The organism is Mesobacillus sp. (assembly GCF_047739415.1).
GTDB lineage: Bacteria > Bacillota > Bacilli > Bacillales > Cytobacillaceae > Mesobacillus.
Map to the genome: position 1 here is coordinate 14417 of NZ_JBIQOE010000093.1, position 18287 is coordinate 32703.

General features: G+C 39.4%; 25 protein-coding genes. All 25 read left to right on the forward strand.

Features of this window, described 5'->3' with window-relative positions:
- Positions 1-94: 94 nt before the first annotated feature.
- The 25 genes from ACH0QE_RS07715 to ACH0QE_RS07835 all read left to right on the forward strand — a co-directional run bounded on the left by ACH0QE_RS07715 (position 95) and on the right by ACH0QE_RS07835 (position 18135).
- Positions 95-370, forward strand: coding sequence for a VRR-NUC domain-containing protein (locus ACH0QE_RS07715; protein WP_415800115.1), 276 nt, complete (start codon positions 95-97; stop codon positions 368-370).
- On the forward strand, positions 370-1752 hold the full coding sequence (locus tag ACH0QE_RS07720; protein WP_415800116.1) for an SNF2-related protein: 1383 nt from the start codon (positions 370-372) through the stop codon (positions 1750-1752). The genes ACH0QE_RS07715 and ACH0QE_RS07720 overlap by 1 nt, the downstream gene beginning before the upstream one ends.
- Positions 1753-1767: 15 nt before the next feature.
- Positions 1768-2202: a DUF1492 domain-containing protein gene (locus tag ACH0QE_RS07725; protein WP_415800117.1), complete on the forward strand. Its 435-nt coding sequence runs from the start codon at positions 1768-1770 to the stop codon at positions 2200-2202.
- Between the two features lie 271 nt (positions 2203-2473).
- The gene (locus tag ACH0QE_RS07730) at positions 2474-2827 is read left to right on the forward strand and encodes an HNH endonuclease (RefSeq protein ID WP_415800118.1); all 354 of its coding nucleotides are present in this window, start codon (positions 2474-2476) and stop codon (positions 2825-2827) included.
- A gap of 348 nt (positions 2828-3175) precedes the next feature.
- A complete protein-coding gene (locus ACH0QE_RS07735) occupies positions 3176-3613 on the forward strand; it encodes a helix-turn-helix domain-containing protein (protein WP_415800119.1) in 438 nt (145 codons plus the stop codon).
- Complete coding sequence (locus tag ACH0QE_RS07740) at positions 3603-4850, forward strand: site-specific DNA-methyltransferase (protein WP_415800120.1); 1248 nt, start codon at positions 3603-3605, stop codon at positions 4848-4850. Before ACH0QE_RS07735 ends, ACH0QE_RS07740 begins: the two co-directional genes overlap by 11 nt.
- Positions 4851-4875: 25 nt before the next feature.
- Positions 4876-5643 (forward strand): HNH endonuclease, encoded by a 768-nt coding sequence (locus ACH0QE_RS07745; protein ID WP_415800121.1) that lies wholly within the window; start codon positions 4876-4878, stop codon positions 5641-5643.
- 66 nt (positions 5644-5709) lie between these two features.
- Positions 5710-6030 carry a DUF6329 domain-containing protein gene (locus ACH0QE_RS07750; RefSeq protein ID WP_415800122.1) on the forward strand — a complete coding sequence of 107 codons (321 nt, stop codon included), beginning with the start codon at positions 5710-5712 and terminating at the stop codon, positions 6028-6030.
- A gap of 125 nt (positions 6031-6155) precedes the next feature.
- Positions 6156-6908 (forward strand): hypothetical protein, encoded by a 753-nt coding sequence (locus ACH0QE_RS07755; RefSeq protein WP_031536911.1) that lies wholly within the window; start codon positions 6156-6158, stop codon positions 6906-6908.
- Positions 6901-7113: a hypothetical protein gene (locus ACH0QE_RS07760; RefSeq protein WP_415800123.1), complete on the forward strand. Its 213-nt coding sequence runs from the start codon at positions 6901-6903 to the stop codon at positions 7111-7113. Before ACH0QE_RS07755 ends, ACH0QE_RS07760 begins: the two co-directional genes overlap by 8 nt.
- A gap of 62 nt (positions 7114-7175) precedes the next feature.
- The gene (locus ACH0QE_RS07765; RefSeq protein WP_031536909.1) at positions 7176-7391 is read left to right on the forward strand and encodes a hypothetical protein; all 216 of its coding nucleotides are present in this window, start codon (positions 7176-7178) and stop codon (positions 7389-7391) included.
- A 74-nt stretch (positions 7392-7465) separates the two neighbouring features.
- Positions 7466-7939: a phage terminase small subunit P27 family gene (locus ACH0QE_RS07770; protein WP_415800124.1), complete on the forward strand. Its 474-nt coding sequence runs from the start codon at positions 7466-7468 to the stop codon at positions 7937-7939.
- Positions 7899-9485, forward strand: a complete 1587-nt coding sequence (locus tag ACH0QE_RS07775) for a terminase large subunit (RefSeq protein ID WP_415800150.1) — start codon at positions 7899-7901, stop codon at positions 9483-9485. Before ACH0QE_RS07770 ends, ACH0QE_RS07775 begins: the two co-directional genes overlap by 41 nt.
- A gap of 263 nt (positions 9486-9748) precedes the next feature.
- Positions 9749-11476, forward strand: a complete 1728-nt coding sequence (locus ACH0QE_RS07780; RefSeq protein WP_415800125.1) for a viroplasmin family protein — start codon at positions 9749-9751, stop codon at positions 11474-11476.
- A 26-nt stretch (positions 11477-11502) separates the two neighbouring features.
- Positions 11503-11859 (forward strand): type II toxin-antitoxin system RnlB family antitoxin, encoded by a 357-nt coding sequence (locus tag ACH0QE_RS07785; protein WP_415800126.1) that lies wholly within the window; start codon positions 11503-11505, stop codon positions 11857-11859.
- 169 nt (positions 11860-12028) lie between these two features.
- Positions 12029-13246, forward strand: coding sequence for a phage portal protein (locus ACH0QE_RS07790; RefSeq protein WP_415800151.1), 1218 nt, complete (start codon positions 12029-12031; stop codon positions 13244-13246).
- A 3-nt stretch (positions 13247-13249) separates the two neighbouring features.
- Positions 13250-13930 (forward strand): head maturation protease, ClpP-related, encoded by a 681-nt coding sequence (locus tag ACH0QE_RS07795; RefSeq protein WP_415800127.1) that lies wholly within the window; start codon positions 13250-13252, stop codon positions 13928-13930.
- A gap of 13 nt (positions 13931-13943) precedes the next feature.
- Positions 13944-15137, forward strand: coding sequence for a phage major capsid protein (locus tag ACH0QE_RS07800; RefSeq protein WP_415800128.1), 1194 nt, complete (start codon positions 13944-13946; stop codon positions 15135-15137).
- 10 nt (positions 15138-15147) lie between these two features.
- On the forward strand, positions 15148-15369 hold the full coding sequence (locus tag ACH0QE_RS07805; protein ID WP_415800129.1) for a head fiber protein: 222 nt from the start codon (positions 15148-15150) through the stop codon (positions 15367-15369).
- Between the two features lie 14 nt (positions 15370-15383).
- Entirely contained in the window at positions 15384-15695 is a 312-nt protein-coding gene (locus tag ACH0QE_RS07810) for a head-tail connector protein (protein WP_415800130.1), read from the forward strand.
- On the forward strand, positions 15692-16027 hold the full coding sequence (locus ACH0QE_RS07815; RefSeq protein WP_415800131.1) for a phage head closure protein: 336 nt from the start codon (positions 15692-15694) through the stop codon (positions 16025-16027). Before ACH0QE_RS07810 ends, ACH0QE_RS07815 begins: the two co-directional genes overlap by 4 nt.
- Positions 16028-16031: 4 nt before the next feature.
- Entirely contained in the window at positions 16032-16466 is a 435-nt protein-coding gene (locus ACH0QE_RS07820; RefSeq protein WP_415800132.1) for an HK97-gp10 family putative phage morphogenesis protein, read from the forward strand.
- Positions 16463-16807, forward strand: a complete 345-nt coding sequence (locus ACH0QE_RS07825; protein ID WP_415800133.1) for a hypothetical protein — start codon at positions 16463-16465, stop codon at positions 16805-16807. The genes ACH0QE_RS07820 and ACH0QE_RS07825 overlap by 4 nt, the downstream gene beginning before the upstream one ends.
- Complete coding sequence (locus ACH0QE_RS07830; RefSeq protein WP_425325077.1) at positions 16808-17689, forward strand: major tail protein; 882 nt, start codon at positions 16808-16810, stop codon at positions 17687-17689.
- Between the two features lie 20 nt (positions 17690-17709).
- Positions 17710-18135, forward strand: coding sequence for a hypothetical protein (locus ACH0QE_RS07835; protein WP_415800134.1), 426 nt, complete (start codon positions 17710-17712; stop codon positions 18133-18135).
- The last annotated feature ends 152 nt before the right edge of the window (positions 18136-18287 follow it).

Consider the following 18287-nt stretch of genomic DNA (forward strand, 5'->3'; position numbering starts at 1 on the left):
ACTAATTTTACGTTTACTTGTTTACGAAGAGGAGTTAAAGCCTTGTGGATACAGGGTTTTGGACGTAAACAATAAATTTTGGGGTGACCGATAGATGAATGAAGCAAGTGTAGAACAAAGGCTAAAAAAGAAAGTGAAGGAAAATGGTGGGCTAGCATTAAAGCTTGTATCACCTGGTTTTGCAGGTGTGCCAGACAGGTTGGTACTCTTTAACGGTTCAAAAGTTGCTTTTGTGGAATTAAAGGCACCAGCTAAGAAGCTACGAGCTTTGCAACGAAAAAGGAAGAAGCAGTTAGATGCACTTGGTTTTAAGGTTTATATGATTGATAGCTATGAGGCGATTGATCGAATGCTAGAGGAGATGGTTTGATGAAATATCAACCTTACCATTATCAAGCATATGCGACCCAGTGGATTATCGACAAAAAGAAGTCAGCTCTTTTTCTTGAAATGGGGATGGGAAAATCAGTATCAACTTTAACGGCGATTTTGGAACTTATGTATGATTACTTCGATGTGGCAAAGGTTCTTGTCATTGCCCCGCTTCGAGTAGCAAGCACTACTTGGGAGGAAGAAATAGAAAAGTGGGACCATTTGAAAGACCTTCGAATTTCAAAAGTGCTTGGCACCGAAAAGCAAAGGGTAGCCGCTTTATATAAAAAGGCTGACATCTACATCGTCAATAGGGAAAACGTTACTTGGCTTGTAGAACGACTTGATTCAGATTGGCCGTTTGACATGGTCGTTATCGATGAGTTATCTAGCTTTAAATCTTCAAAGGCCCAGCGGTTCAAATCATTAAAAAAGGTGAGGCCGTTTATTAAAAGGATGGTTGGACTTACTGGAACACCAGCACCGAATGGATTAATCGATCTGTGGCCACAGATTTATTTACTCGATGGTGGAGAGCGATTGGGTAAAACAGTCACAGGTTACCGAGAGAAATACTTTCTTCCTGATAAACGAAATCAAATGCTCGTCTACACTTGGAAGTTAAAAGAAGGTGCGGAAGATGCAATCTATGGAAAACTTTCTGATATCTGTGTGAGTATGAAGTCCAAGGATTATCTTGAGTTACCTGAAAGAATCGACAATGTGATACCAGTGGAATTACCGAAAAAGGTGAAAGAGCAATATGACCGATTAGAAAAGGAACTGATTTTATCGATTGAAGAATCCGATGTCTTAGCTGGATCCGCTGCAGTCCTAGCCAATAAGTTATTACAAGTGGCTAATGGCGCTGTTTACGATGAAGTTGGAGAAGTAAAGCCTATTCATAATGAAAAATTAAAAGCCTTGGATGAATTAATTGAATCAGCAGGCGGAAAGCCAGTGCTTGTGTTTTATGGGTATCAGCATGACAAGGAAAGGCTTTTACATCATTTAAAGAAACTAAAGCCGAGGCCCCTTCAAACAGATCAAGATATTAAGGATTGGAATCAAGGGAAAGTTCAAGTTCTTCTAGCTCATCCAGCATCAGCTGGTCATGGACTGAACCTTCAAACTGGTGGGAACATTATCATCTGGTTTGGCCTTACCTGGAGCCTTGAACTTTACCAGCAAGCCAATGCAAGATTGTGGCGACAAGGCCAGAAACAAACAGTCGTGGTTCATCACATCATTGCAAAAGACACGATTGATGAACGAGTAATGAAAGCGTTGGATGATAAAGATGTGAGCCAAGCCGCTCTCATTGAAGCGGTAAAAGCGAGAATGAATCGATATAAAAGGGGATTGCTACATGGATCGTAAAGACGGGAGGAATCGATGATGGATGCTAAAGAATACTTATCCCAGGCTTTTCAGCTTGACCAAAGAATAAACAGTAAATTAGAACAGGTTTCCATGTTACGAGACCTTGCGTTAAAAACAACATCCGTCCTTCAGGATGATAAGGTTCAAAGTACAAAACAGCAATCTCCGATGGAAACTGCTCTTGTTAAGTTAATGAGTCTCGAAGAAGAAATCAATAATGACGTTGATCAATTGATTGATTTAAAACGTGAGTTGGCAACTTTTGTATCCGAAATGGAGAATTCCTCACACCGTTTACTACTTGAACTACGATATCTTAGCGGTAGTACATGGGAAGAAGTAGCTGTCATCATGGGTTATGATGTGCGTTGGGTTTATCGGTTGCATCGGAAAGCGTTGAAAGAAGCAACAGGACGATTAGAAAACAAATCGGTGGAATGCATATGAAAAAGATAGAGTACACAAAGTGCCCTTGAAGGATGGAACCTTTAAGGGTTTTTCTATGCATTTGTTGTAAAGAATACTACTTATTAACAAAATATTCACACTTCTATGTGGATAACTTTTTAATCGTTAAATTTAAAAGAGGCCATGAAAAGCCATTATAAGCCACCCTGTAAATGTGCTAGAGTATAAACTGTAGAAGTAGAATAAACAACAGCCCTTGGAGGACGAGCCTTCGGGGCTTTTTTAATTGGATTAAACGGAGTTGAGAGCAATGCCAACGAAACCAAAGAAGCCTTGCAAACATAACGGTTGTCCTTTGTTAACGGACGACAAGTACTGTGAGTTTCATGCAAAGCTTCATGTAGATGATAGAGCAAACGCCACCGATCGTGGTTATGATAACCGCTGGAGGAAAGCGAGCAAACGATTCTTAAACGCTCACCCTCTTTGCAAACGATGTGAACAGAAAGGAAAGCTGACTCAAGCAACGGTAGTAGATCACATTGAACCTCACCGAGGAGACCAGAGACTGTTCTGGGATGAAAGCAACTGGCAACCATTGTGTAAGAGATGCCACGACAGAAAGACAAGAACAGAAGATCAGTATCCAGTTTACAATTTCTAACGCCCCCCTAGGGGAGGTAAAATCTCTACAACCATTTATATGGCGACCGCGCGCCCCCTTCACGCGAATTTTCGCGGAATTAAATAAGGGGGGTATCCCTCAAAGGTTGGAAAAGATATTAAACCTCAATAGGCGCAAGGGTTACAACTATTTTTGAATTTGCGAAGAGGTTTTATTTAAGAAGTAGTACAAAAACTGCTCAAGCCTTATGGATACTAGGGTTGAAGCAACTTTTTTAATTAAATTAGAAATAATAGCTAAACGCCAGTAATCACTTGAAAAATAGCTGATTAAGGCGTTTTTTTGTTGCTATTTACAATACGGGTTACGCAGAAAGGGGTGTGAGAGATGAATGATGTAGAAAAACAGACGATATATGATCTTCGGCTTAAAGGAGTGGGATACAAAGCCATTGCAGCTGTCTTGGGGAAATCCAGAGATAGCATCCGTGGTTTTTGTAAAAGGAATGGACTTGCTGGTGATTCCAGAGCTGTTGCATTAAATGTGAAAGAGCAAATGAACAATCATCTACTCTGCACTTGCTGCGGGAACCCAATTAACCAAAAAGGTCGTGGAAGGACTCGGAAGTTCTGTTCGGATGAATGTCGCCGGAAGTGGTGGAAAGAAAATCCTCAGGCACGAAATAAAAATGAAACAGCTATTTACAACTATACCTGTCCGCATTGTGAGAAAGAGTTCAGTTGCTACGGGAATAAGAAACGAAAGTTCTGCAGCCATGATTGTTATATCAAATCTAGATTTTGGAGTGAAGTAGATGGAATTTAAAAAACTGCCCATTGAAGATTTAGTTCCGGCTAGCTATAACCCAAGGAAAAAACTAAAGCCTGGAGATAGTGAATTTGAAAAGATTAAAAACAGTATCATGCAATTCGGTTATGTAGAACCAATAATCGTTAACAAAGATATGACGGTTATTGGTGGGCATCAGCGTATTACAGTTTTAAAGACTTTAGGTTATACAGAAATCGACTGTGTAGTCATTGCCATTGATAAGACAAAGGAAAAGGCACTCAATATTGCTCTGAATAAAATCAGTGGGGAATGGAATAAGGAACTTCTAGCTGACCTCATTAAGGATTTACAGTCAGCGGACTTTGATATTTCATTTACAGGTTTTGAGCCACCAGAAATTGATCAGTTATTTAGTGATGTTCATGATAAGGACGTCCAAGAAGACGATAAATTTGACTTAACCAAGGCACTGGAAGAAGCGGCATTTGCAAAACGTGGTGATATATGGACTGTCGGTAGGCACAGGATAATGTGCGGTGATGCTACAAATTCAGAAGACGTAGCCCAACTTACAGCTGGTAGGAAGGTGAATCTGGTTGTTACTGATTTGCCATATGGTGTCTCTTATACAGGTGGAACGGGGTTAACTATTCAAAACGACAATCTCAAAGGTGAGGAGTTCTATAATTTTATCTTGGCTTCATTTAAAAGTATGGCCGAGAACATGGATGCTGGAGCTTCTATTTATGTATTTCATGCAGATACTGAAGGCCTAAACTTTAGAAGGGCATTTGTAGATGCAGGATTTCATTTAAGTGGTGTTTGTATTTGGAAAAAGAATTCATTGGTGCTTGGCAGAAGCCCTTATAACTGGATCCATGAACCGGTTCTTTTCGGATGGCTAAAGGGTGGTAAACATAAATGGTACACAGGTCGGTCAGAAACAACTGTTTGGAATTATGATAAACCGAAAAAGAATGAGAGTCATCCAACAGAAAAGCCTCTCGGACTATTAGCATATCCAATTAAGAATTCATCCCAAGTGAACGGAATTGTTATGGATACTTTCCTTGGTTCTGGGTCTACCATGATTGCATGCGAGCAGACTGACAGAATTTGTTTTGGTATGGATTTGGATGAGAAATATGTCAGCGTGGCATTACGTAGATATGTAGAGTTTACCGGCTCCGATGAAGGAGTATTTGTTGAAAGGGATGGAATGAAAATTCCTTATTCCGATCTAGTGAAAGAAGTTGTTAGGGAAGGGTAGAATAATTTTTTTTTAGGGGGAAGGTGTGATTGTGGATGCTAAACCAGGTAGTGTAATTGGCAAGTGGACAATTCTTTACGAACTTCCAAGGAAAAACAGATACCGATATTTCCGGTGCAAATGTGCTTGTGGTAGGGAAAGAGATGTATGTGCCAGTAATCTATTAAGTGGAAAGACAAAATCTTGTGGTTGCCGAAAGGATAACAAGTTTCGTCTATTAGAAGATGGAAAAACGATGGTTGGTATGATGACAGGTGGAATCGAGTTTTTATTTGATAAGAATGATTATCATAAAATTAAGTCTAAAACGTGGTACCCAAATAGAAAATCACAATCATCAAGTCAAATCTATGTTACTGATTGTAAAGGGCAACAACTTCATCAGTTTCTCCTTAACCCACCTAAAGGCTTTGAAGTGGATCACATTGATTTAAATCCACTGAATAATTGTCGTAGCAATCTAAGGATATGTACTCATCAACAAAATCAATGTAATCAACCCCTGCAAGTAAATAACACTTCAGGTGTAACCGGTGTAAGCTTTTATCAACCAAGAGGAAAGTATCGGGCGAGGATAAAAGTTTCTCAACATGATATTCACTTAGGGTACTTTCACCACTTTATTGAAGCAGTTCAAGCAAGAAATGAAGGGATAAAATTAATGTTCGGAGAATTTGGGAGGCTTAATGATGCTCCTGAAGCTCCGGTATGGATTAAAAAAATAGTATATGAAAAATGCAGTCGCCACTTTGATAAGGCGGCTGTTTCTATTTTAGGGAATGAAAGTGCTTGATGAACTTGCTATTTTCTATGTTTTAAGTGATATATGTATTAACAAAACATAGGAGGTTGAATTGGTATGAGTCACAAAGCATTGTTTGGAAGGAAAGTTAGTAATCTAGCGGAGCTTAAGGAAATTACGGAATCAGCCATTAAGCAAGGACAGGGAGGTCAAACATACATCGTAACAAAAGAAGTGGAGTTAGAGGATAAGGATTTTCATAACTTTGCAAGAGACTTCTTTAACGACCAACCTTGGATCACACGAGAAGATGGCGGAGTGAATACGGATAGAGAGGCTCGATGCATTAGAGTCATCAATAAAGAAACTGGTGAAACAGTTTTAGTAAACAGCGAAGGTTACAGTTATCCAAGATACACAGCAATTGAAAACGACTAGAGTGGGGCCATAAGGGGCCTTTTTCTATTGGACTATAAATATACGCATTTTGATCAGGAATGACTTGCTATTCCTTGTGTTTAGAGTGATATATGTACTACACCAAAACACAGGAGGTAGTGAAAATGGATCGAAAAGAAATGGTAAAAAAGCTAGGAGAATTTTTAGGAGTGAAACCCAAGTATCTAAACGTTCCAACCTTTGCCTACGAAATTATAACCGAGGATGAAATTTACACCATTGACAGGCAGGGCGCGATTACAAACTCAGCCGGAGAAGTGAAAACCTTTGAAGAGATAACAAATCCGCCAGAGCCTGAAGAAGAAACAGGTGAGGAACAGCCAGCGGTTCTTGATTTGGATGGGATTGAGGTAACGATCCCGCTTGAGGGTCACAACGGAAACACATTAAGAAATCTAGTAAACATGCTTTATAGCAAACAGCACCTGATCATGATGGCGTTTGAAACAAACGAGCCGCTGATGGATGAAACCTTACCAGAGGCTTTGGGTGAAAAAGAATCGAGTACCTTTGAGGAGTTTAAGAAGACACTTGATGAACTTGGAGTTCAGAGGATCCCAGGTTTAGCTTTCAATTTTGAAAATGAAACCTTCACTATCAAACTAGCAGCGCAAAACTTGAATTCAGAGAAAATTGCAGCCTTTCAAGACCTCGCCGCATTCATCAACCAAAATGCCAAAAAGCAAAAGCGAGCAACTTTCAAACGAGCTCAGGATGACAATCCGAAATATGCCTTTAGGACTTGGCTGATAAGACTCGGAATGAATGGACCTGAATACAAAACCACGAGAAAAGCACTCTTGCAAAATCTTGAAGGAAGCGGAGCCTTTAGAAAGGTGATTGAACCGAATGAATAAATTCTTCACACAAAGGCACTGTGACCGCTGTGGCGGTAGTTTGAAAGGCGGACGGATCATGTCCATGTACAATACCGATTGCATTTGCTTAAGCTGTAAGGATAGGGAATCCAAGCGAAATGACTATGGTGAAGCGGTAAAAGCTGACCATGAGGAAATCAAGAAGGGCAATTTCAATTATAAAGGAATTAAGGGCGACAATTAACTTGATAATCCCTGTGTTCAGAGTGATGTATAGACATACAAAAACACAGGGAGGTTGTTTCTATGATTAGAGATAGGGTTCAGATGTTACAAGGAAACGTTGATGCGGTGAGGGGAATGGAACTGTTACTTCAGCAAAAGCGAGAATTGAAAGAAGCGGGATACCAAGAAAATGAAATACATTTATTACCGGGCATGCTAGTCTTACAACTTGAAGATGGAGAAGTTCGATGGTTAGCATTTGATGGCGAATTCAAGATGGAATTTTGGAAGAACTAAAAGAAATGAAACAATCGGAGTCTATCAGAAGGTAGGCTCTTTTCTTATGCCAAATTGGAAAGGAGGTGGCGCCTGTGGCTCAACGTGGAAGGAAACCAAAACCTACAGCCATTAAACAATTAGAAGGTAATCCTGGGAAGAGAGACCTTAATCTGAAAGAGCCCCAACCTGAAAAGAAGGCACCGAGATGCCCAACTTGGTTAGAACCTGAAGCCAAGAAGGAGTGGCGTAGAATGGTTAAGCAACTGGAACAGCTAGGTATTCTGACAGAAGTAGACATGGCTGCATTTGCAGGATATTGCCAAGCTTTTGCAAGGTGGAAAGAGGCAGAAGAGTTTATCTCCAAGCATGGAACGATTGTAAAAACTCCTTCAGGGTACTGGCAACAGGTGCCACAGGTTTCCATCGCTCAAAGCTATCTAAAAATCATGAACCGTTTCTGTGAGCAGTTTGGATTAACCCCTTCATCAAGAAGTCGAATTACGGCTGATAAACCCACGGATGCAAATGATCCAATGGAGTTTATGCTTTTTAAAGGTGGTGGTTAAGGTGTATGACGAGAAAAAAGCCTTACACGCTGTTAACTTTATCAACTGTTTAAAACATACGAAAGGTCAGTGGCGTGGGGTACCTTTTGACCTCCTTCCATGGCAGGACCAAATAATTCGGGATCTTTTCGGCACGGTAAAGGAAAATGGCTATCGTCAATACAACACTGCTTATATTGAAATACCAAAGAAGAATGGGAAAAGTGAACTTGCAGCTGCAGTAGCACTTCTTATGACTTGTGGTGATAACGAGTGGGGAGCCGAGGTTTATGGGTGTGCGTCTGATAGGCAACAAGCATCGATTGTATTTGATGTTGCGGTTGAAATGGTAGAACAATCACCAGCCTTAAAGAAAAGATTTAAGCCAGTCATGTCAATGAAAAGATTAGTTTATAAACCTACAAATAGTTTTTATCAAGTACTCTCGGCAGAAGCATATACAAAACATGGTCTGAATGTTCATTCCGTTGTTTTTGATGAATTACATGCTCAACCAAACCGCGAGTTATTTGATGTAATGACAAAAGGTTCTGGGGATGCCCGGCTTCAGCCACTGTTCTTTTTAATCACGACAGCTGGTACAGATCGAAATTCAATCTGCTATGAAGTACATCAAAAAGCAGTAGATATTCTGGAAGGAAGAAAAATTGATCCTACATTTTATCCGGTCATATACGGAATTAAAGATGACGATGATTGGACAGATGAAAAGAACTGGTACAAGGCCAATCCATCATTGGACCATACCATTGACATAGAGAAAGTTAAAAATGCATTTATCAGTGCGAAAGAAAATCCAGCAGAAGAAAATATCTTCAGGCAGCTGCGATTGAACCAATGGGTGAAGCAATCGACTCGTTGGATGCAAATGGAGAAGTGGGATGCTTGTGATGATCTGGTTGATTTAGATAGTCTTCGAGGAAGAGAATGTTTTGCAGGGCTGGACCTTTCTAGCACAACTGATATTACCGCTTTTGTATTGGTTTTCCCACCAAGAACAGATGATGAAAAGTTTATTGTTTTACCCTACTTCTGGATACCAGATGACAACCTGAAAGTAAGGGTGCGGAGAGACCATGTTCCATACGATATTTGGGAACGGCAAGGCTATATCAAAACAACAGAGGGTAATGTCGTTCATTATGGATTCATAGAAGCATTCATCGAAGAACTAGGAACAAAGTACAACATTAAAGAAATTGCTTTTGATAGATGGGGTGCTGTACAAATGGTTCAGAACCTTGAAGGCATGGGCTTCACCGTTGTTCCGTTTGGGCAAGGTTACAAGGATATGTCGCCTGCCTCGAAAGAATTGATGAAAATTACGCTTGAGAAAAGAATCGTTCACGGTGGTAATCCGGTTTTAAGATGGATGATGGATAACATTTTCATCAAAACCGACCCAGCAGGGAACATTAAACCTGATAAAGAGAAAAGTACAGAACGCATTGATGGAGCGGTTGCTTTGATTATGGCATTGGATCGTGCAATTAGGAATGAAAATAGAGATAGTGTTTATGATGGTCGAGGGATTTTGATACTATGAGCTCAGAATCATACATTGTATTTGTTTTCATTGCAAACTACCCTTAAATCACGTATAATAATAGAAGTTTAGATTCATAGACAGATTAATAGACAGAAATTACTATTTCATTTGTGCCTGGGCAACTAGTTTTTGATTAGAAACTGGTTGTTTATTTGTTTAAAGATAGATTTTCTTAAATCTCCATTCTGTAAGGCACTTTTTCGTATTTTTTCATTAATATACTTTTTAAGAAATTTGTACTTACAGGAGAGGTGATACATGTGGCTAAAAAATACTATGCAGTAAAACAAGGCAAAAGAACTGGGATCTTTACTACATGGGATGAATGCAAACAAAATGTACACGGGTACCCAGGTGCAGAATATAAAAGCTTTACCAGTAAAGTACAGGCTGAAGACTATTTGACTGGTTCACAAGAAACTGCCCATCCCCAAAAAGATAGTACAAAAGAAGTAGAAGCTGAGGTTGTAGCTTATGTTGATGGTAGTTTCAATCAAGAGAGCTCTGAGTTTTCTTACGGTGCAGTTATTTTTTATCAAGGAGAGCAATCACATTTTGCTGAAAAGTTTAGTGACCCTGACCTAGTTTCCATGAGAAATGTTGCGGGTGAAATTAAGGGTTCTGAAAGAGCTATGGCTTTTGCTGTTGAAAACGAAGCAAAGAGCCTGATAATTTATCATGATTACGAAGGCATTTCAAAATGGTGTACAGGTGAGTGGCAAGCCAAAAAAACAGGTACTATTGCTTACAAACGATATTTTGAAAGTATAAAAAATGATGTGAATGTTAAATTTGTTAAGGTTAAAAGCCACTCTGGTGATGAGTTTAACGATTTGGCAGATAAATTAGCTAAAGAAGCTTTTATGCAAGCAGAAACTAAAGAGACTTCAGTAAATATTATTTCCGAAAAACCAAAAAATATTGGGATTTATGTAGACTCTTCCGATTTAATAGAACTTATTAAGACTGCTGGAAACAAAGAATGGAATGATGATTTTCATTTCATATGTCTAGAAGAGAAGGGCAACGTAAATAAGTGTAATTTCACAGTAAATAACAAGGCGTGCTCTTTAAACTTTCATTGTAAGAATAATGGGACAACAACGATGAGTCCAACTGGTAAAAATACGGAATTTTCCTCCGTACTTAAAGAGCGGATTATTGAGTTGAGTGATTATAAAGATACTGGTGTTTCAAAATCCCATACGTTTAGGGTGAATCATGATTGGGCATATAAACTTGTGGACTTTTTAGAAGGATTAGAAAATACTGAAAAAGACCGCGTTCAGCATGAAAATCCAAAATATGAACAGTGTAAATTTATGAGCACCAAAGGTGACCGATTAAACATAAATATTTATGAAACAGGTAAAGTTGTTTTGCAAGGGAAACCGGCTTATCTTTATACCGAAGCATTGTCATTTCTATCATACTGCCCGCAAATCAGTATGAATGACGTTGTTGAAGCTAATAATTCTTTTCATGAAGTGGATGTAAAAGTCGAAGATACTCGAACCGAACTTCAAAGGTTAATGCCAAACACATATGGAAAGATTGATGACACGTTATTTAAGATTCTTTCGCCTGCAATTGGGCTAAGAAAAGCGGGAATGGAAGTGGAAGATTATTCTTGTTACGCTTTTCCAGCACTACGCGCTTTAGAAGGGTATCTAATGCATATATTTAGTATAGAGAATATCGTAATTGGGCATAAATATGGAGAGCAATATGGTAGTCATTATAGATATATAAAAAGAAATGATTCACACGCTTTAAAGAAAGACACTGTCGATAGATTATCTAATCATAAAAGCAAAGAAGTACTTGAGGAAGTTTATAATTACTTGAAGAAAAATCGCCATACTTTATTTCATTCGGAACAAATAATATTTACTACTCGTATTTTAGAGGATAAAATAGAAGCAGATCAGATTGTAAACGAAGTCATTGATTTGATTGAACGCACATATACGTATATTACAGCATAAAATAACTAAGGGAGAAGGTGGTTATTATGACTAATTTTGATGTGATTCAACTAAATAATGCCCCATATGAGTATTTGTTGATTGCGACAAGTTATCGTAGCTCCCTTAGTGATTTGGCGAAGCTGGATAGCGTAGTGAGTATAGGGCAAGGTAAGGTTTTATTTGACTTCATGTTAATTCATGGAAACAAAAAGAATCGTTTTGTTGAATGCAATGTTGTAAATGATGCATGTGAAAGACAATCAATTAAAATTGCAGATAATGTGGACGAAAATATTCGTCAAATGAGCTCGATGTTTTTTAGAGAAAATGCACAGTTGGTTAAAAACAGCGTGCTACCTAAAGCTCTTCAGTATCTAATTCAAACTGGCGATGTTGTATAGTAAAACCTGTGAAGACAGGAGCAGTGTCTTAATATTATATATTATTTGAGGGAGGAGCAAGACTACATGTTTGCTCCTTTTTCTATGAACAAGAAAATAATCAATTCGTGCATCTGCTGAAAAGTGGGTGCTTTTTTTATGCCCAATTTTGGAGGTGAAGATCATGAAAATCCCACTGATGTCAAGACTATTTCAATCTAGAGCTAGTCCAAAAAATAGTTTTTTAGGAAGCACCTATAGCTTTTTCTTTGGTAGTACAACTAGCGGGAAATCTGTTAATGAAAGAACTGCAATGCAGACCACCGCAGTATATGCTTGTGTGAGAATTCTAGCAGAAACGATTGCAAGTCTCCCAATTCATCTATACAGATACACTGATAATGGAAAAGAAAAAGCAGTAGAAAACAATTTATATTATAAGCTCCATGATGAGCCAAATGCCGAGATGACTTCGTTCGTGTTTAGAGAAACACTGATGAGTCATCTTTTATTATGGGGAAATGCGTATGTGCAGATTATCCGGGACGGCAGAGGGAATGTGCTTTCTCTTTACCCTTTGCTTCCTGACCGGATGACGGTAGATAGAACCTCAACCGGTGAGCTTTATTATGAATACCGAAAAGACACGGGTTCAGTCATCCTTCGAAGTGAGGAAGTGCTTCACATTCCAGGGCTTGGCTTTGATGGTCTGGTGGGGTATTCACCGATCGCTATGGCTAAAAATGCGATTGGAATGGCGCTTGCAACCGAGGAATATGGGGCCAGGTTCTTCGCTAATGGAGCAAACCCCGGTGGTGTTTTAGAACATCCCGGTGTGGTCAAGGATCCTGCGAAAATTCGAGAAAGCTGGAATGCGGTCTACCAAGGAAGTGGCAATGCCCATCGAATTGCAGTACTTGAGGAAGGGATGAAATTTCAAAGTATTGGCATTCCACCTGAACAAGCTCAGTTCTTGGAAACAAGGAAGTTTCAAACAGAAGAGATTTGTAGAATCTTTCGGGTTCCACCTCATCTAGTAGCTAATTTGGATAAAGCGACTTTCAGTAATATTGAACATCAATCAATTAGCTTTATCGATAATACGATCATGCCTTGGGTGACAAGAATTGAACAGTCCATGAAGAAGGCTCTGTTAAGTGAAACAGATAAGAAGGAGTACTTTATCAAGTTTAATCTGAATGGAAGGCTCCGAGGAGATGCAGGGTCAAGAGCACAGTTTTATCAAATCATGCGACAAAACGGAGTAATGTCAGCGAATGATATCCGAGAGCTAGAAGAGATGAACATGATTCCAGAAGAACAAGGTGGAGATAAATATTTAGTTAACGGAAACTTTGTCGATATGTCAAAAGCGGGAGCTTGGACAGAAAAGTACAAGGAGGGATAAATCGTGAAGAAGTTTTGGAATTGGGTAAAAAACGAAGATGGCAGGACACTTTATCTTGATGGTGTCATTGCTGAAGAATCATGGTTTGGTGATGAAGTGACTCCAAAACAGTTTAAGTTAGAGCTAAACAATGATGGTGGTAATATTACTATCTGGATTAATTCTCCCGGCGGTGATGTGTTTGCAGCGAGTCAAATTTATAACATGCTTATGGATTACAAAGGAGATGTAACTGTAAAGATTGATGGAATAGCTGCTAGTGCTGCCTCAGTTATTGCGATGGCAGGTGGGGAAGTTCATATGTCACCCGTCTCCATGATGATGATCCATAATCCGATGACCATTGTTTTTGGAGATACAGCAGAAATGAAAAAAGCAATCCAGATGTTAAGTGAGGTAAAAGAAAGTATTATCAATGCTTATGAACTGAAGACGGGTCTTTCAAGGACCAAGCTCTCGCACATGATGGATGATGAAAGCTGGTTTAATTCTAGAAAAGCTGTAGAGCTAGGTTTTGCTGATGAGATCATGTTCCAAAACGAAAGCGAGAAAGACTCTTCGGATGAAGGGATTATTTATAACAAAATGGCGGTGGTGAATTCCTTTTTACACAAACTGCCACAAAAGAAAACAGGAACAGACATCACCATATTGGACAAGAGGCTAGACCTCTTGAAATTTTAAGGAGGAGATTTGAATGAGTAAAGTATTAGAACTGCGTGAAAAACGAGCAAAAGTATGGGAGCAAACGAAGGCATTTCTTGATTCTAAAAGAGGAGAAGACGGGATCCTTTCCGCTGAAGATACTTCTACCTATGAGAAGATGGAAGCAGAAGTTGTTAATCTCGGTAAGGAAATCGACCGATTGGAAAGACAACAGGCCATTGACCTAGAACTATCCAAGCCGGTTAACCAACCAATTACATCCAAGCCAACGGGTGTTGAAGGACAAAAAACAGGAAGAGCTACTGATGAATACAGAGAATCGTTCTGGAAAGTGATGAGAAACAAAAGTAGTTATGATGTAAAGAATGCACTCCATGTTGGGACGGATTCAGAAGGTGGTTACCTAGCTCCGGATGAGTTTGAAAGAACATTGATTCAATCCCTAGAAGAGGAAAATATCTTCCGCTCATTAGCCAAAGTTATTACAACCTCATCAGGAGATCGAAAAATTCCGGTTGTAGCTTCAAAAGGAACCGCATCATGGGTTGATGAAGAAGGGTTGATTCCAGAATCAGATGATAGCTTTGGTCAGGTTTCAATTGGGGCCTATAAGCTCGCCACCATGATTAAAGTTTCGGAAGAATTATTGAATGACAGTGTGTTTAACCTTGAATCGTATATTGCAAAAGAATTTGCCAGACGGATTGGTGCCAGAGAAGAAGAAGCTTTCTTTGTTGGAGATGGTACCGGAAAACCGACTGGCATTTTTAATGCAACGGGTGGAGCGGAACTTGGGGTTACTGCGACTTCAGCAACCGCTGTTTCAGTAGATGAGATTATGGACTTATTCTATTCATTGAAATCGCCATACCGTAAAAAGGCTGTATTCGTCATGAATGATGCAACAGTCAAATTACTTCGAAAGTTAAAAGACGGAAGTGGTCAATACTTATGGCAGCCTTCAGTCCAAGCAGGGCAACCTGATACTATTTTAAATCGGCCAGTGAAAACCTCAGCTTATGTGCCAACTGTTGCAGCGGGGACTAAGTCAATTGCATTCGGTGACTTCGGATACTACTGGGTCGCGGATCGTCAAGGACGTTCTTTCCAACGATTAAATGAATTATATGCTGCAACGGGTCAAGTTGGATTTAAGGCAACACAACGGGTGGATGGAAAGTTAATTCTTCCTGAAGCGATTAAAGTACTTCAACAGAAAGTGTAGGTGGTAGATCATGAGTAATGTAAAAAATTATACTGAACAAGGTGGAGAGCGAACTGTTATCGGTGGGGAATTAGATATAACTCCAGAAGGTAAATTAGCTTTTGATGGAACACCATTAAGTCCAGCTGCACTTCAAGCAGATAGTACTGCTGCAGATGTAGCTGGTCTTGTTACTGACTTTAATAACCTAATAGCAAAACTGAAAGCAGCAGGACTGATGAAATCTGTCTAAGGGGGTAGACGGTGATGGAGGAATTGTTATCAAAGGTAAAACAGAACCTTATTCTGGATCACAATGAAGACGATGTTCTGCTTTCTGGCTTCATCACTGCTGCCATTTCTTATGCAGAAAGTTATCAAAAGAAGTCGGATGGCTATTATGATGGCAATCCCATGCATCCAACGACCGAACAAGCAGTCATTATGCTATCGTCTCACTTTTATGAAAGTCGGGACGGTAGCACAGGTGGCTTCTTTGCAGATAAAGTAGAGGCCAGCCAGCAAGTATGGCATGTAGTGAATATGCTTCTACGGTTAAACAGGGATGTGGTCATATGAGTTTTGGGAAAATGAGAACTCTAATAGACATTGTTGAAACTAGGATTATGAAAGATGGAGAAGGTTTTGCGACTGAAGAAGATACTGTTATAGCTTCCTTACGTGCTTATAAAGAAGATAGACATGGGAACGAAGCATGGAAGAATCGAGCAAGTTTTTCATCTGCTACATCGCTTTTTCGTTTTAGAAAACCTCGAAGCTTCCAGGTCACAACTGAAATGAAGATTGATTGCCAGAACGAGCAATACAACATATTGAGTGTTGAGGACCTGAAGGAAAGAGGGATGTATATAGAAGTATTAGCTGAAAAAGTAACAGGTTCAAAGGGGTGATAGGATGGCTAGAGCTACATTTAAAATGCCGGATGAATTTTTAGAAAAGCTATCTAAACTCAATAACCAATTTGACAATATTGCACCAAGAGTTTTACAAGCTGGTGCAGATCCTGTTATTAAGAAAGCAAAAAGCAATCTAACTGCTAGGATTGGAGAAGGGACAAAGGAACCTTCTGAATCTACAGGAGAACTGGTCCAATCCTTAGAAACAACAAAGCCTGCTTTGGATCATAAGGGTAACTGGACTCTCCGTGTTGGAGTTCCAACTACTAAAGATAGTAAGGGCGTATCAAATGCTTTAAAAGCAGCTGTTTTGGAGTATGGAAAATCAGGTCAACCGCCTAAACCTTGGCTGAAACCAACAAAGTCGGCTACAAGAAAAGCATGTACTGAAGCAATGGAGAAAGCGTTGGATAAGGAGATTGGGAAACTATGAGTTTATTAAAAGAACTAAATAGCCTACTAGAGCCCATCGGCATCCCAATTGAAACAGGAGTGTTCTCAGGAAAACCACCTGATGAGTATGTAGTGATAACACCTATGTCAGATAGGCTAGAATTTTATGCGGATAATCAAGCTCATTCCGTTATTGCGGAAGCAAGACTGTCCTTGTTTTCTAAGAAAAATTATTCAGCCCTTAAAAAGCAACTGACAAACACACTTCTAGCGGCAGAAATAATCATTACAGATCGACAATATATCGGTTTTGAGAATGATACAAAATATCACCATTACGCTATTGACGTAATGAAAGAATATGAAATGGAGGGGATTTAGTTGGCGACAATAGGACTTGATCAATTATATTATGCCCAAATCACCGAAGATGCAAATGGTGTTGAAAGTTATGGAACACCTAAAATATTAGCTAAAGCCATGACAGCTGAATTAAGTGTTGAGCTCATTGAAGCAATTCTATATGCCGATGATGGCGCATCTGAAGTGGTAAAGGAATTTAAGAGTGGAACATTAAGCCTTGGAATTGATGATATTGGCTCAATCGTGGCGCAGGATTTAACAGGTTCAAAGATTGATAGCAACAATGTGGTTGTATCAAGAAGTGAGGATGGAGGGAATCCGGTTGCAATTGGCTTTCGTGCGAAAAAATCGAATGGAAAGTACCGCTACTTTTGGCTATACCGAGTTATTTTTAGTATTCCTACAACGAGCCTTGCAACAAAAGGGGATTCGATTACCTTTAGTAGTCCCACCATAGAAGGGACAGTGTTTAGACGAAATAAACTGGATGCAGAAAGTAAACATCCTTGGAAATCTGAAGTTACTGAGGGAGACAATGGCGTTGCTCAAGATACTATTACCAACTGGTTTAGCACTGTTTATGAACCGGATTTTACACCAGTAACACCGACAATCACGATTACGACACAACCAGCTGACATAACAAATGTAACGGAAGGTAGTATTTCTGGAAGCCTATCCGTTGTAGCAGATACTAATACAAGCTATCCAGTAACCTATCAGTGGTATGAAAATACAGTGGATAGCACTACTGGTGGAACGGTTATCAATGGTGAAACGTCTGCAAGCTTTGATATTCCAACAGATCTTCTTGCTGGTTCTTACTATTATTACTGTGTGTTGAGTTCAACTGGTGCTAGTGATGTAACAACGACTGTGGCTACGGTAACGGTATCTTAAGCTGGAGAGGATGAGGGAGAATGGGAACTGGAAATGTAGAAGCTAAACCTTTGGAGATTGATCCTGCAGCGGATGAAAGAAGTGCTGTGATAGAAATAGGTGGACAAGACTATATGTTGATTTTGACCACGAAGGCTACAAAAGAAATTGCTAAGCGGTATGGCGGTCTTGAGAATCTCGGAAACAAACTGATGAATACTAAGGACTTTGAGCTAGCTTTAGATGAAGTAGTTTGGCTGATTACTTTGTTAGCGAATCAATCGATTTTGATCCATAACTTACGAAATAAAGACGCTAAGAAAGACCTGCTGACGGAAGAAGAAATCGAACTATTGACCACTCCATTTGAATTAGCAGAGTATAAGAATGCGATTATGGCTAGCATGATGAAAGGCACAAAACGACATATCGAGAGTGAACCATCAAAAAACGGAGAAGTCGGGTAAGTGATGAAGAGTTGTTTATCCGACTTATTTATTATGGAACGGCATTATTAAATCGTAGGGAAGATGAAGTTTGGTTGATGCCACTTGGATACTTGATGGATTTATGGGAGTGCCATAAGCAGTTTAACGGAATAGTAAAACCAAGGAAAGAC

What these genes read in the sequence shown, in the direction of transcription:
- ACH0QE_RS07820 (WP_415800132.1), top strand. Translation starts at nt 16,032, where the DNA reads ATGGCTAGAGCTACATTTAAAATGCCGGATGAATTTTTAGAAAAGCTA.
- ACH0QE_RS07740 (WP_415800120.1), top strand. Translation starts at nt 3,603, where the DNA reads ATGGAATTTAAAAAACTGCCCATTGAAGATTTAGTTCCGGCTAGCTAT.
- ACH0QE_RS07735 (WP_415800119.1), top strand. Translation starts at nt 3,176, where the DNA reads ATGAATGATGTAGAAAAACAGACGATATATGATCTTCGGCTTAAAGGA.
- ACH0QE_RS07715 (WP_415800115.1), top strand. Translation starts at nt 95, where the DNA reads ATGAATGAAGCAAGTGTAGAACAAAGGCTAAAAAAGAAAGTGAAGGAA.
- ACH0QE_RS07825 (WP_415800133.1), top strand. Translation starts at nt 16,463, where the DNA reads ATGAGTTTATTAAAAGAACTAAATAGCCTACTAGAGCCCATCGGCATC.
- ACH0QE_RS07800 (WP_415800128.1), top strand. Translation starts at nt 13,944, where the DNA reads ATGAGTAAAGTATTAGAACTGCGTGAAAAACGAGCAAAAGTATGGGAG.
- ACH0QE_RS07810 (WP_415800130.1), top strand. Translation starts at nt 15,384, where the DNA reads ATGGAGGAATTGTTATCAAAGGTAAAACAGAACCTTATTCTGGATCAC.
- ACH0QE_RS07760 (WP_415800123.1), top strand. Translation starts at nt 6,901, where the DNA reads ATGAATAAATTCTTCACACAAAGGCACTGTGACCGCTGTGGCGGTAGT.
- ACH0QE_RS07835 (WP_415800134.1), top strand. Translation starts at nt 17,710, where the DNA reads ATGGGAACTGGAAATGTAGAAGCTAAACCTTTGGAGATTGATCCTGCA.
- ACH0QE_RS07750 (WP_415800122.1), top strand. Translation starts at nt 5,710, where the DNA reads ATGAGTCACAAAGCATTGTTTGGAAGGAAAGTTAGTAATCTAGCGGAG.
- ACH0QE_RS07755 (WP_031536911.1), top strand. Translation starts at nt 6,156, where the DNA reads ATGGATCGAAAAGAAATGGTAAAAAAGCTAGGAGAATTTTTAGGAGTG.
- ACH0QE_RS07725 (WP_415800117.1), top strand. Translation starts at nt 1,768, where the DNA reads ATGATGGATGCTAAAGAATACTTATCCCAGGCTTTTCAGCTTGACCAA.
- ACH0QE_RS07785 (WP_415800126.1), top strand. Translation starts at nt 11,503, where the DNA reads ATGACTAATTTTGATGTGATTCAACTAAATAATGCCCCATATGAGTAT.
- ACH0QE_RS07730 (WP_415800118.1), top strand. Translation starts at nt 2,474, where the DNA reads ATGCCAACGAAACCAAAGAAGCCTTGCAAACATAACGGTTGTCCTTTG.
- ACH0QE_RS07775 (WP_415800150.1), top strand. Translation starts at nt 7,899, where the DNA reads ATGATCCAATGGAGTTTATGCTTTTTAAAGGTGGTGGTTAAGGTGTAT.
- ACH0QE_RS07720 (WP_415800116.1), top strand. Translation starts at nt 370, where the DNA reads ATGAAATATCAACCTTACCATTATCAAGCATATGCGACCCAGTGGATT.
- ACH0QE_RS07805 (WP_415800129.1), top strand. Translation starts at nt 15,148, where the DNA reads ATGAGTAATGTAAAAAATTATACTGAACAAGGTGGAGAGCGAACTGTT.
- ACH0QE_RS07765 (WP_031536909.1), top strand. Translation starts at nt 7,176, where the DNA reads ATGATTAGAGATAGGGTTCAGATGTTACAAGGAAACGTTGATGCGGTG.
- ACH0QE_RS07815 (WP_415800131.1), top strand. Translation starts at nt 15,692, where the DNA reads ATGAGTTTTGGGAAAATGAGAACTCTAATAGACATTGTTGAAACTAGG.